The organism is Chryseobacterium taichungense (assembly GCF_900109935.1).
Lineage (GTDB): Bacteria > Bacteroidota > Bacteroidia > Flavobacteriales > Weeksellaceae > Chryseobacterium > Chryseobacterium taichungense.
In genome coordinates this window covers 618,057-632,742 of sequence record NZ_FOBV01000001.1, presented here as the reverse complement: position 1 = coordinate 632,742, position 14,686 = coordinate 618,057, and the positions used below count along the sequence as shown (strand labels likewise).

The window sequence follows — 14,686 nt, the reverse complement described above, 5'->3', positions numbered from 1 at the left end:
TTTCAAAAAAAATTCGGATAGTTGGATCTTTGAAGTATTAAAAATTAACAAATAAATTAATACTTATGAATAAGAATGTTTTAAAATCCGGAGTTATTTTACCACTATTAAAAGTTGTAACAAGACTAAAGCTATCTCAACTAGAAGTATCTAAGGAGTGGGATGAACTTTTTGAAAGAAAAGAGAAAAAACAGTTTATTAAAAATTTAGCAAAAAAAATTAAAAAAACCCGTTACTGCTCTCCAATTGTTGTTGTAAAATCTGATGACAAATATATCATAGTAGACGGTGTTTTAAGATTTTTAGCACTTAAAGATTTAAATTTAAACGAGGTCGATTGCATTATTCTAGAAAAATCCCCGGACTCTTCTGATATTTTTAAGGATTGGATTATAGAGTTTAATATCAATTCGGTACCCACCATTGAAGAAAGGAAGAGACTTCTATCACATTATTTTAGAATTATAGCTACTGAGTCAGAGTTAGATGAGAGTACCTATAATGAAAAATACAAGTTTATTTCAGAACAATATGGCAGAGGTTGGGGACGTAATAATGTCATCACATTTAAAAAGGCTTTAATTTTTGAAAAAGAAAATCCAAACAATACACTCGATCTTTCAACAAAACTTTTAAACAATGAAGTATCTTTTGAAAAAGTAAATCAGGTTTTGAAGATATTTTCAAATCCCAAATATAATTATGATCTTGGAAAAGAGAGTGAAGCGAAAATTCTTGATGGTCTTTTGCAAAATAAATATGACCTCAGAAAGGCTGAGTCTTTAATCCGTCAATATAATAATAAAAAAGAAATCGGCGTTACTGAAATCAGACCAATTATAAATACTTCTGACGAAAGATTTATGATCTTGCCAGGTAACTCCTTGGACACAAAATTCCCACAAGGAACTGTTATTAACGGAATTTTAACATCAATACCTTACTTTAACCAGATTGAATATTCAGATAAAAACTCAAAAAATACTGAGTTTGAAATTGGAAGGGAGAAGAAACCTGAATCCTTCGTGCGCAATATAGTTGCGATTATGAAAATTGGTTCTGACAATATGACTAATGATGGTGCTATAATTATTAATTTGCACGACTCATATCAAGATGGGATTTGCGTTGGAGTTGTCGCACTTTTGATTATTGAAATGCAAAAGGCAGGTTTCCTTTTTATTGATCAAGTTATATGGCAAAAATCCAATAATAAACCACAAGGAAATAAGACTAAAAGATTTGTGAATGGATACGAGTCTATTCTAATTTTTTCTAAATCAAAGGATTATTATTATGACCAATTAAAAATCTATGATCCTACAAGATCAGCTACCGTAAAAAAAGGTTGTTCGGAACAGGGAAACAAAGGTGCCAATCTTAAACACTCTTATCATATTTCAAATCAATACCGTACCATTAGAAATTTTCTATGTGATAATGATATTGAACAAATTTTGAAGTTAAATATTTCGAGAGAAAGATCTCAACAGGACGGTTTACAAAATGGTTTTTTTGGATCTTTTCCAACACTTCTTCCAATTCCATTTATTTTATCTTTCTTTCCTGAGAATGGTACTGTTTGGGATCCGTTTGGTGGTACCGGAACGACAGGAAGAGCAGCATTAATGCTAAACCGTAAAGTAATCATCAGTGAACTTTACGATAAAAATATTCCTAAAATTTCAGAAGTCCTTGAAAGAGGTATTTCTGAATATAATGAAAATGAATATCTTACTTTAAAAAATGATTTTTTGTCCAACGAACATGATCTTCAAAATGTTGCATAGATTAATCATTCTTTTAGAATAAATTTTAATTAGCGATCCGGTAATATAACTTCAAAAAGATTATTGTCCTACAACAAATATTTGTCAAAATATAACCAACAGGATTTCCTATGGAAAAATTTATTGGATCGCAAAAAACAATTATTAATATGATAAGGTTGCTTAACCCTCCTTATAATACCTTTCAAAATCATTTAGACTGTGAATCAATAAAGAAAATTTAAAATTATGAACCAAATATATTTACAGAATTTTACCAAAGAAGAACTAATTGAAGATATGAAAAATGTGATTTTATCTGAGATTAAAAATATGATGGGAAATACCTCAAACAGACCGGATGACACATTATTAACACGAAAAGAAGTCTCAGAATATCTTAGAATTCATATATCAAGTGTTGGGAGATGGGTCAAATTAGATATTTTAAAACCTCATTATATTGGTAATAGAGTTTATTTTAAAAAATCTGAATTACCAACAAATAAAAAGAACCTCATTTGAGGTTCTTTTTTTAGATATAAATTAGCTCTAGATTTTCAGACATTTTTGATCTGATTTTTTTCGCTTTTTCCAACATAGTATTTTGGTCATAATGTTCTACCATGGAAGTTGTTTTATGACCGGTATTTACCATAATACCTTCGTCTCCTAGCACTGATCTAAAATTGGTAATATAAGACCTTCTACAAATATGAGAAATTATTAGTTCCCACTTTTCGTAATGGTCAAATATTTTTCTTTTATTAAATCATTTTTCCACCAAAAATTAAATCTTTAATTCCTGCTAATTGACAGACAAGTTTTATGTATTCATTAAATCTTTGATCAGATATCTGTCTAGGGAACTCACCGCATCTTTTGTCTAAAATCGTTTTTACCGGATCTAAAAGTATTGCAGTAACAGGATCATTTGTCTTCTTTTGTACCAAGGTGATATAATGATGATCAATTATATCAGTTTTTTTCAATCTTAGTAAATCTGAAACCCTCAATCCCATATAACAACCTATAACCAACCAGTCTCTAGCATTATCAAGGTAATCTAATTCCAAATCAAGAACTTTGATTTTATGAATTTCCTCTAAACTTAATATAGGATCTTTATAATTTTTGGGTTCTATATAGAATGTCCAATTGGGAACTTCATCACTTGTTTTATGTTTTTTCGATTTAGCAAACTTGATAAACGTTTTAATGATCTTCAGTTCTTTTACTATCGTCATCGGTGCATACCGGTTCTTTGTACACCAGTCTGTAAAAGTATTTCTAAAATTATCATCAATATCTGAAACTGTAAGTTTTGAGTTAATCTTAAATAATTTATTCTTGATTACTCTGAATTTTTTAATGGAAGCAGATGTTAACTCTTTGTGTTTTCCTAAAGCGAAAACACTTTTTTCTTTGATGTAATCTTCTATCAATTGAGATATAAAAACTGATTGACTCACCGCTTTTTTCTCAGATTTCTTTTTATTTTTGCCATATTTCAAATCTAAAAAACTCTTAATCTGTGATTTTGTGACATTGTAATTGTTCATCAGAAGAAAACTGTTCAGATTATTTTTTAACTCATTCAGTTTAATATTAAACTCGTCAATATTTTTATTCAATATTTTTTGGGATTCATCTTTAGGACTTTTCTTTTTGAACGATAGTTTATACATTCCACTTTTGGCGTCCCAACTTTCTGCGTCGATTGAAAAAGGACTTGCCCAAAAGAAATCAAACTCTCTACTTGGTTTATATCTTAAATAGATTGTTGCCTGTCCAACCGTCTTTCTTAATAATAATGTTATACTCATAATATGCTGATTTAGGCTAAGATACAGCGGAAAATCTACATTGCCTAGCAAGCTGGATTTAAAAGTGGAGTTTTTTAAAAAAAAACAATTACAAAATAATAACTGTTCGTATATTTGAAATTATGTCCTGTACTAATGATAAATTCAACATTTTTAGAATTAGAAAATAGGTTTAAACTTTAAAACTGTAATCAGACGTGATCAATAACCAAGATATACTATTCTACAACGAATTAATTCAAATTATTAAACCTAATTCTACTGTCAAAATTTGTGTAAACAATTTTAGTTTTAACGCAATTTTCGATTTATTAGAACCTTTCCAAAACTGTAAGTCTATTGAACTACTCATTCAGAAAACAGATTTTGATCTCCAAAAAGCATCCTTTGTTAAAGATTTATCTGAAAATGAAACCAATGCAAAACTTCAAACTTACTACCGCCTTCGTCAAGTTTTAGATTTTATCGAAAAGTCTGTTTCTGTTAAAAAGGGGATTACCGGAGGTAACAGTTTTATGACTGTTGATGATAGATCATTCCAATTTGCACCAAATAATTTCAACGAAACTACACTTGGGCTCATTAAAGATGGGAAACCTTATATGATTTTCGGTCTTGACGATTCTTCAAATTCTTTCGGTAAAGCATTTGAAAATTTATGGAATGGCGGTACAGATTGTAAAAAAGAACTGATTAACTTATATCAACAAGCGGATGTCTTGAAATCTGCGGAAGTAAATTATAAATATTCCATTTCAAAAATCTTTGCAGGAAAAACTACGGAAGATATTAATGAGGAACGATTGATGAAAACCGGATTTAAAAATTCTGTTGTTTGGAATAAACTTTTTAATTTTCAAAAAGATGCAGTCTTAGGTGCGATAGATAAAATTGAAAAATTTAACGGTTGTATTATTGCTGATTCTGTTGGCTTAGGTAAAACCTTTGAAGCTTTAGCAATCATTAAGTATTATGAACTTAGAAACGATCGAGTTCTTGTTCTTGCACCCAAAAAATTGAGAGATAATTGGGTTACTTACCGCCTTAATGACCGAAGAAATATTTTAGTACAAGACCGACTCAACTTTGATGTCCTCAACCACACCGATTTAAGTCGTGAAAAGGGAATGTCCGGAGATGTAAATCTTGAAACGGTTCATTGGGAAAATTACGATCTTATTGTGATCGATGAGTCACATAACTTTAGAAATAATAATCCATCAAAAGGAACAGTCTCTCGTTACGAAAAATTGATGAGAGATGTAATAAAATCCGGTGTTAGAACCAAGGTGCTTTTACTATCTGCAACGCCGGTTAATACAAAATTAAACGACTTGAGAAACCAACTAGCTTTCATCACGGAGACGAATGATCAAGCATTAATAAATGAAGGAATTTCAAGTATTGATCTTACTTTGACACAAGCACAAAGAAAATTTAATACTTGGATGAAACAATCTAATCCCACAAGAGAAGATCTTATCAACAGATTGGATGGTGACTATTTCAAACTTTTAGATATTTTCACCATATCAAGATCAAGAAAACATATTGAGAAATATTATGATGTTGCGGATATTGGTAAGTTTCCAACAAGACTAAAACCGATTTCTCAATTCAGCGACTTCGATACAGATAACAAAGAGTTTTCTATAACAGATATTAATGATTATCTACAATCATTAAATTTAAAGTTTTACTCACCGATGTATTTCGTTTTTGAACATTTGCAAGAGGCTTATGCCGAAAAATATGATACAAAAACCAAGACAGGTGCTGTTTTCAGCCAATTAGACCGAGAAGAAAGTATTATTACATTAATGAGGGTTAATCTTTTAAAAAGATTGGAATCTTCGATATATTCTTTTTGCTTGACTGTGGAAAAACTTTTGAAACATATTGAAATTCTTCTTGACAAGATAGCAAATCACAGAGAATTTGTTGAGGAAATGGACGTGCGGGATTTCGATTTTGATGATGAACAACTCAATGATCTTTTTATCGGTGGTAAAGTAAAAGTTCTGTTACAGGATATGGATTTGGTAAAGTTCAGAGAGTTTCTTGAATCGGACTTTGAAATATTACAAGACCTGTACTTCAAGTGTAGAGTTATAACAGTAAGAAGAGATCAAAAACTTAGAGATCTAAAAGATATCATTTCTCAGAAAATCCAAAACCCAATCAATCCCAACAATAAGAAGGTAATAATCTTTTCTGCATTTGCCGACACGGTGAAGTATCTATATGAAAACTGTGCTGAAGAATTTGAGACTGAATATGGATTAAAATCAGCGTTGGTTTCCGGTAGTGATGCCAACAAAACTAATTTAGAAGGGTGCAAAACAAATCTACAGAACATCCTGATCAACTTCTCACCAGTTTCCAAAACTCGTGATAGTATTTTTCCCGATCAGAAAGGTGAAATTGATTTGTTATTTTGCACCGATTGTATTTCAGAAGGACAAAACTTACAGGATTGTGATTACCTGATCAATTACGATATTCATTGGAATCCGGTACGTATTATTCAGAGATTTGGTCGTATTGACAGGATTGGTTCTAAAAACGATCAAATACAGTTAGTCAATTTTTATCCCGACATTGAATTAGATCAATACATAGATTTGATTCAACGTGTAAAAGGTCGAATGCAGATTCTCGACATTTCAGCTACCGGAGATGATAATGTGATAGATGACCGTGACGGGCAAAATAAAGAATTGGAGTACCGAAGAAAACAGTTAGAAAAAATGAAAGATTCGGTGGTTGATTTGGAAGACCTTGAAGGTGGAATCTCCATTTCCGATCTTACTTTTAATGACTTTAAAATAGATGCTGACCGTATAAAAGAAGAGGAATTAAAACAGTACGAATTATTTGCCAGTGGGATTTTCTCTTTGGTGGAAAATAATCTGGTTGATCATCCTGCCGGAGTTTTATTTTGTCTTAAAGATTTAGATGAAAATAATTTTGAGGATAAACTAAAATCTAATTTATTACATCCGTATTCGTTGGTCTACATTACTTATGACGGTGAAGTTAAAGTACCGATGAGAATGGGAAAACGAGCCTTAGATATATTTAAAAAACTATCATTTGGAAAATTATCTGTAAAAGAAGAATTGTTGAAGCAGCTTAATATTAAATCAAAATCAGGTAAACACATGAACCAATACGTGGAACTTTTAGACATTGTAAAAAATCATTTATCTGGGGAAGAAAAAACAATGGAACTTAACTCAATCTTCAATCCAAACGGTTCGTTAATCGGAAAATCAGGCAAAAAATCAGAATACGAAGTCATAAGTTATCTTATTGTAAACTAAATAAAAAATTAATAACACATATCACATTAATGAATTGGAAAGAAATTTTTAAGTTACCCGACAATTGTACCCTCAATATTCCCATTACAAAAGTTTCCCTAAAAGAACAGGATGGAATAACCATCAGTGAAGCAAAACTTTTGGATGGATCAGACGTTCAAAGTATCCGGATTTTTGGAATTGTGAGTAAAGGGAACGCCAATATTCCTGAGTCTTTTGATGACTCTCAATCTTTCGTTGAAGTCTATTTTATTGTTGTCAGTTTACGAACTGATGTTTACGGAAAAAATTATAAACCGGTTGCTCGATTGATCCATAAACTTATTCCTCATCATTGTCTTGTAATTTTACAATCTGAAGATGAATTACTTTCTCACATCAGTTTATCTACCAAAACCATAAACAAAAATGACCAAAGATTAAGGGTAATTTCAGATGAACTGTTTTCCGTTTTGATTAAAGAAACACAAACAGATTTTCTTGAAGCCTTATCTTTCGCAAATGCCAATACCATCAATCTTAAATCATTTTACGAATACTATCTACACGTCATCAAAAGTTACAACCTTATTGATTTGACTAAGGAGTTCAAAATAAGAACGTATGAAATGACAGAAGAATTACTAATCATCAATGAATCTGTTGAAAACTATCAATCGGAAATTAACCTCCAACAAAAACAACTAAAATCGGTCACTCAAATGAGTGAAAAAGTCAGGATAAATTCCGAAATTCACGACCTCAAACAAAAAATAAACGAACTACAAGCTCAGATAAAACATGGAAAAGATTAATGAATTGACCTCAGAAAATATTGTTCAGCAGAATATTGAAAGATTAAAAGAAATCTTTCCTACAGCTTTTAGTGAAGGAAAATTGGTGATTGAAGAATTACAGGCATTGGTTGGAGAATACGTCCAAAAAGATAAAGAGTTTTACCAAATGACATGGGCAGGTAAGACCGAAGCCCAAAAAGAAGCCAATAAAGTCTCTACCGGAACATTGAGACCCTGTAAAGAAGAAAGTAAAGATTGGGACTCTACCGAAAATATTTTTATTGAGGGTGATAACTTGGAAGTTCTGAAATTGTTACAGAAATCATACAGCAACAAAATCAAGATGATCTATATTGATCCTCCATATAATACAGGGAAGGATTTCGTTTATAAAGACAATTATAAAGATAATTTAAATAATTATCTTGAATTAACAGGACAAAAAGATGAAGAAGGCAAAAAACTAAGCACCAATACAGAGAGTGATGGTCGTTATCACAGTAATTGGTTAAACATGATGTATCCTAGATTAAAGTTAGCAAGAAATTTATTGAAGGATGATGGTGTGATTTTAATTAATATGGATGAGAATGAATCAGTCAATTTATCAAAATTACTTGAAGAGATATACGGTTCTGAAAATAATTTAGGAACTATCATTTGGGATAAACGTAACCCAAAGGGTGATTCAAGAGGAATTGCTTATCAACATGAAGAAATTATGTGTTATGCTAAAAATAAAGAAGAATATTTATCAAAGAATGAATTAGTAAGACCAAAAAAAAATGCAGGAATAATATTATCGAAGGCTAAAGAATATCACAGTAAAATTACAAGTGATTATTCTTTAGAAGAAATCAATAGGGATTTCTCAAAGTGGATTAATTCTCAGAATGATTTTAGTGGAGGCGAAAAGGCATATAGGAAAATTGACGAGAATGGAGATGTATATAGAGGTGTTTCTATGGCTTGGCCAAATAAAAAGAAAGCTCCTGATGACTACTTTTTGCCTTTAATTCATCCAATAACAAAAAAAGCATGTCCTGTTCCTGATAGAGGTTGGAGATATCCAAGTGTTACCATGCAGATTCTTTTAAAAGATAATTTAATACTTTTTGGAGAGAATGAAAATAAACAACCTGAGCGAAAGTATTTGTTAAAAGATAATTTATATGAAAATTTATCTTCAATATTGTATTATGGAGGTAGTGATACTGAACTTTTGCAAAAATTACAAATCCCATTTGATACACCCAAAGTTATAAATGTTATAAAAGAGCATATTCAGGCTTTTACTAAGACTGAAGATTACATCCTAGATTTTTTTGCAGGTTCTGGAACAACAGCTCATTCTGTTTTAGCTTTAAATGCAGAAGAGAATAGCAGTAGAAAATATATTTCTGTACAATTGCCCGAACCAACTGATGAGAAGTCAGAAGCCTATAAAGAAGGATATAAAACTATCGCAGAAATAACTAAGGAACGTATTCGCAGAGCAGGTGAATTAGTGAAACAGGAAAATAAAAATAATGACGGAATTGAAAATTTAGATACAGGTTTCCGTGTGTTTAAATTAGATTCTTCTAATATTCTGGCTTGGGATACATCGGTTGATGAATTTGAAGGGCAATTAGATATGTTCGCAGAAAATAATGGAGACCATATTAAATCCAATAGAACAGAAGAAGATGTGTTGTTTGAGATTCTTTTAAAATACGGTTTAGAGCTAACATTACCAATCGAAGGAAAAGTGGTTGGAGACTGTAAAATCTACAATATCGGTTTTGGATCAATGTACATTTGTTTAAGTGATCAGATCAAAACAGATGTTGCTAAAGCCATTGGTGAATGGCACAAAGAATCTTCGGATACCAATCCATCTGTTATCTTTAAAGATTCCGGTTTTGCCAATGATGCCGATAAAACCAATACGGTGCAAACTTTGAGACAGGTGGGTATTGAAAATGTGAAATCTATTTAGAATGGAAAGTTTAAAAGAATTAATCTCTCAACTCAACTCTACCGACGAATGTACTAATATTGAAGCTAAAAGAGCCTCAGATATCGGTAAATCTATCATGGAAACTGTTTGTTCTTTTAGTAATGAACCTAGTTTAGGAGGTGGATATATTTTATTGGGTGTAGAAAAAGAAGATAATCAAAAAAGTCTATTTCCTGAATACGTAGTTACCGGAATTCCTTTCGACAAATTAGATGAGATTCAAACCAATCTTGCTTCACAATGTTCTGATTTTTTTAATAAACCCATTCGCCCAACTATTAAAGTTGAACAGGTAGACGGTAAGAACGTTGTGATTGTTTTTGTAGAAGAATTGTCCCCAGAAAGTAAGCCCCTCTACATAAAAAGCAAAGGGTTGCCCCAAGGTGCATACAGAAGAGTAGGCTCTGCTGATGTAAAAGGTACGGAAGATGATATGGGTATTTATTTTAGTACTACAGAATCATTCGACAGTACAGTTGTAAAAGATGCTGAATTAGATGATATTTTGGAAGATAGTATTCTACTTTACCGGAAATTCAGATCAGAAGTTAACTCTAGTGCAGAAGAATTACAATATGATGATATAGAATTGCTACGATCAATACATGCCATTAAAAAGAAAGGTAAAGACTTTTTTATTACTTACACTGGATTATTGACTTTTGGTAGCCGTCCTGCATTAAGAAGGCTTTTACCAATGGTAAGAGTTGATTATATAAGAGTTTCAACTAACGAATGGGTTGAAGATGCCAATAATAGGTTTACTTCTACTTTGGATATGCGAGGTTCATTATTAGAATTGGTTCAAAGAATTATCCATACCATTGGTGATGATTTACCAAAAGGTTTTGAATTGACGGATGAAAATATTCAAGCCAAAAATATAGGACTCCCGTTAAGAGTTTTACGTGAAGCAGTTGTTAATGCCTTGATTCATAGATCTTACAAGGAAAATAGTCCTATTCAAATTATTCGTTATCCCAACAGAATTGAAATTATCAATCCGGGATTTTCATTAAAAACTGAAGAACAATTGGGTGAACCGGGTTCTGTAAACAGAAATCCTTATATCTCAGCTATTTTTCATGAGACCAACTTGGCTGAGACCAAAGGTTCGGGAATAAGAACGATGAGACGTTTGATGGAAGGTGTCTCCATGATGCCCCCAACTTTTGAAAGTGATCGCGAAAATAATAGATTTACAGTAAGGTTATTATTACATCATTTGTTGAATGAAAAAGATTTAGAATGGTTAAAGAATTTTGATTCTTATAATTTGACAGACAATCAGAAACGGATATTAATTTTTATAAGAGAATTAGGTGCTGTTGATAACTCTTCTGCAAGACAAATCAATGGTTCCGACTCTAAGACTACTAACAGTGATCTTCGAAAGCTTAGAGAACTAGATTTATTGGATACAAAAGGTAGAAATAGATATACTTATTATATTCCAACTTCTGTTCTTAAATCTACTTATTCAGATATTAATGTTGATCAGGCTATTACACCAGTTGAAGGTCTTAGTGCACCAGCTAAAGATCTTAGTGCACTACCTAGTAATCTTAGTGCACTAGCTATTAATCTTAGTACACTAGCTAAAGATGATATAGATAAACTATCTCTAATTAAGAATAAAATAGATACTCTTCCTGCTAGAATAAATGATAAAGCGGTAATTAAGAATATCATTTTAGAACTATGTTCAATAAAAGAATTCAAAATGCATGAATTAACGGTTCTTCTTAACAAAAGTGAAAAATACATATTTCGGGATTTTGTAAAACCACTACTTGAACAAAAAGAACTTGGCTATAAATTTCCGGATATGATCACACATCCTGATCAAGCATATTTAACTTTAAATAAATAATATTCAACAACAAAATGAAAATACAATTTGAAGGTAACCTTAGTTATCAGCAAGATGCCATAGAAGCTGTTGTTGATGTATTTAAAGGTCAAGAGAAATTACAATCTAATTTTACTGTTTTAGCTCCAAAAGATCAAACCATTGATTACGAAGCCGATTTGGGTTACGCTAATAAGATAAATCTTTTACCAAAACAAATCGTTGAAAACGTTCAAGCCATCCAAATGAAAAATGGTTTGCGAATTTCTGATCCCAATAAAATTGACAGAAATGATCTTCAGTTCTCCATTGAGATGGAAACCGGTACAGGAAAAACCTACGTTTTTACTCGTTCAATAATGGAAATGAACCGTAAATACGGTTTTAAGAAGTTCATTATTGTCGTACCATCAGTTTCTATTCGTGAGGGGATTAATAAATCATTGGAATTGACAGATGATCATTTTAAGAAAGTATTTGAAAATACACCGTATAAATATTTTATTTATGACAGTTCCAATCTAAGTCAAGTAAGAGACTTCGCAACATCAGACCAGATCAGAATAATGGTGATCAACGTTCAGGCGTTTTCTCAAGATGTAGATACCGCAAAAGGTTCTAAACGTATTATGTTGGAATATAATGACAAGTTAGGAGCAAAACCAATCAGTCTACTTCAAGATACCAATCCAATAGTTATTGTAGATGAACCTCAAAGCACGATGAGTTCAAAGTTACAGATTCAATCTATTAAGAATCTGAATCCAATAGCTATTTACAGATTTTCAGCTACTCATAAAGACAAAGTAAATCTCCTCTATAAATTTGATGCTATTGATGCTTATAATGATGGAAAAGTCAAAAAAATCGAAGTAGCATCAGTTACTACAAAAGATGAAGTGAGCGACGGGGCTTTCATACAGGTCTTAAGCATATCCAATAAAAATGGGTTTAAAGTTAAACTGAATCTTGATATCAAAGGAAAAAACGGAAAAGTAACAAGATCACCTAAAGAAGTGAAGTTAGGTGATGACTTGTATCAAATTACCAAGTTAGATCAATATTACGGATTTAATGTGAGTGAAATCAGTACAGATCCTGAGTTTATTGAATTTTCTAATGGACAGTTTTTACAATCCGGTCAAACATTAGGTGGTGTAAATGATACTGATATCAAGAGAAAGTTGATTGCTAAAACTATACAGGAACATCTCGACAAAGAAGTAAAACTTAATCCGAAAGGAATAAAAGTTCTGAGTTTATTTTTCATTGATAAGGTCGCAAGATACAGAGGATATGATGAAGAGGGTAATATCTTAAATGGGGAATATGCTCAAATTTTTGAAGAAGAGTATAATAGAATCATTCAGTCACCTAAGTATAAATTGTCTCTTTTTAAAGAAGTACAAGATTTAGAAGTCAATGTTTCTGATGTCCACAAAGGCTATTTCTCTACCGATAAGAGATCAAAAAAATCTAACTCAAAAGATAAATTTGAGGCCTTTAAAGATACTTCCGGTTCTGTAAAAGCAGATGAAGACACTTATCATTTGATTATGACAGAAAAAGAAAAACTACTCAGTTTTGACTCACCTGTACGTTTTATTTTCTCACACACTGCATTACGAGAAGGTTGGGATAATCCAAACGTTTTTCAGATTTGTTTATTAAAAGAAATGGGTGCCTCAGAAATCAAAAGAAGGCAGGAAATAGGTCGTGGACTGAGAATTTCTGTTGACCAAACCGGAAATCGTGTTTACGATGAAAATGTTAACATCTTAACAACGGTGGTAAACGAAAGTTTTAAAGATTTTGTGGAAGGATATCAAAAAGAACTAACTGAAGATACGGGAATAACATTTGGTCATCTTGCTATAGAATCATTTAATACAGTAGTGGCTTCCGTTGATGAGAATGATGAACTAGTTTATTTGGGACAGGAAGCATCTTCTCAAATTTATCAAACATTTATTGAATTAGGGTATATTGACAAAAAAGGTAAGATTCAGGACTCCCTAAAAATCCACTTAAAAGAGGGAACCATTGACTTGGGTCAGGAATTTAGCGAAACCGTCTCAAAACAAATTTATAACATCTTAAAACAGGTTGCAGGCTCTCTAGAAATAAAAGATAATAACAATAAAAGAGAAATTAAAATAAACAAAGAAGTTTTTTTATCGGAAGACTTCAAAAAACTTTGGGATACGATTAAGTACAAAACAGTTTATCAGGTGGAATTTGATTCTGAAAAGTTAATTGAGAACTGTATTAAGACGATAAATAACAACGTTTTAAACCAGCAGGCAAAAATAGAGTTTGTAAAAGGTAGACTTGCTGTTGGAAAAGGTGGAATTGAGACGGATGGTGAATTGAAAACTTATGTTGAAAATTTGGAGGTTAAAGTAAGAAATTTACCGGACATTATAACTTATCTTCAAAATGAAACTGATCTTACAAGAAAAACAATTGTGCTTATCTTAAAAGGATTGGAAGCAAGGGTTTTAAAGTATTTTAAGACCAATCCACAAGCTTTTATCGAAAAGTGTATCGATGTTATTAATATTCAAAAAAGATTATTTATTGTTGACGGTATTAAATACCAAAAAATTGGTGATCACGATTATTACGAGCAAAAAGAATTAGAAGAAACCGATGCAATTGGTTATTTGAGTAAATATATGGTTGAAGCCTCTAAATCAGTATTTGATTATACTTTATGCGACTCCGATGTTGAATTAAATCTCGCTAGAGAATTTGAAGGTAGCGAAAATGTAAGTTTATACACCAAGTTACCGGGTTGGTTCAAGATTGCGACACCATTAGGCAATTACAATCCCGATTGGGCAATTTTATACAACAATGGCGATGGAGAGAAACTGTATTTTGTAACAGAATCTAAAGGGACAATTTTTGACCAAGGATTAAAGCCAATCGAGAACGGAAAAATTAAATGCGGTAAGGAACATTTTAAGGCAATTGGTAGCAGGATGATTGTTGCACATACGATGGATGATGTTTATAATCAAGTATAATAAAGCAGTTAATTGATATGAATTTAAATTTAGAATTCTCAATAAATGAATTTATAGATTATCTCAAAAATTTGGATCATAATAAACAAAAGAGAATGTTATT

8 protein-coding genes are annotated in these 14,686 nt (G+C 31.5%); 7 read left to right on the top strand and 1 reads right to left on the bottom strand.

Annotation, left to right across the window (positions count from 1 at the left end; translation table 11 throughout):
- The first annotated feature begins 65 nt into the window (after nucleotides 1–65).
- Both BMW64_RS02920 and BMW64_RS02915 read left to right on the top strand, forming a co-directional pair.
- Nucleotides 66–1,790, top strand: a complete 1,725-nt coding sequence (locus BMW64_RS02920; RefSeq protein ID WP_089998324.1) for a DNA methyltransferase — start codon at nucleotides 66–68, stop codon at nucleotides 1,788–1,790.
- 228 nt (nucleotides 1,791–2,018) lie between these two features.
- Complete coding sequence (locus BMW64_RS02915) at nucleotides 2,019–2,294, top strand: helix-turn-helix domain-containing protein (RefSeq protein ID WP_089998323.1); 276 nt, start codon at nucleotides 2,019–2,021, stop codon at nucleotides 2,292–2,294.
- Nucleotides 2,295–2,536: 242 nt separating this feature from the next.
- Here the strand turns inward: BMW64_RS02915 and BMW64_RS02910 are convergent, their stop codons facing one another.
- The gene (locus tag BMW64_RS02910) at nucleotides 2,537–3,595 is read right to left on the bottom strand and encodes a tyrosine-type recombinase/integrase (RefSeq protein WP_089998322.1); all 1,059 of its coding nucleotides are present in this window, start codon (nucleotides 3,593–3,595) and stop codon (nucleotides 2,537–2,539) included.
- Nucleotides 3,596–3,792: 197 nt separating this feature from the next.
- On the opposite strand from BMW64_RS02910, the gene BMW64_RS02905 reads away from it, so the two are divergent.
- The 5 genes from BMW64_RS02905 to BMW64_RS02885 are packed head-to-tail and all read left to right on the top strand — an operon-like array spanning nucleotide 3,793 to nucleotide 14,583.
- The gene (locus BMW64_RS02905; protein ID WP_089998321.1) at nucleotides 3,793–6,921 is read left to right on the top strand and encodes a DEAD/DEAH box helicase; all 3,129 of its coding nucleotides are present in this window, start codon (nucleotides 3,793–3,795) and stop codon (nucleotides 6,919–6,921) included.
- Between the two features lie 29 nt (nucleotides 6,922–6,950).
- Entirely contained in the window at nucleotides 6,951–7,715 is a 765-nt protein-coding gene (locus tag BMW64_RS02900) for a DUF4391 domain-containing protein (RefSeq protein ID WP_089998320.1), read from the top strand.
- The gene (locus BMW64_RS02895) at nucleotides 7,702–9,678 is read left to right on the top strand and encodes a site-specific DNA-methyltransferase (RefSeq protein ID WP_089998319.1); all 1,977 of its coding nucleotides are present in this window, start codon (nucleotides 7,702–7,704) and stop codon (nucleotides 9,676–9,678) included. The genes BMW64_RS02900 and BMW64_RS02895 overlap by 14 nt, the downstream gene beginning before the upstream one ends.
- A 1-nt stretch (nucleotide 9,679) precedes the next feature.
- The gene (locus tag BMW64_RS02890; RefSeq protein ID WP_089998318.1) at nucleotides 9,680–11,572 is read left to right on the top strand and encodes an ATP-binding protein; all 1,893 of its coding nucleotides are present in this window, start codon (nucleotides 9,680–9,682) and stop codon (nucleotides 11,570–11,572) included.
- A 14-nt stretch (nucleotides 11,573–11,586) separates the two neighbouring features.
- Entirely contained in the window at nucleotides 11,587–14,583 is a 2,997-nt protein-coding gene (locus tag BMW64_RS02885; protein WP_089998317.1) for a restriction endonuclease, read from the top strand.
- Nucleotides 14,584–14,686: the final 103 nt, after the last annotated feature.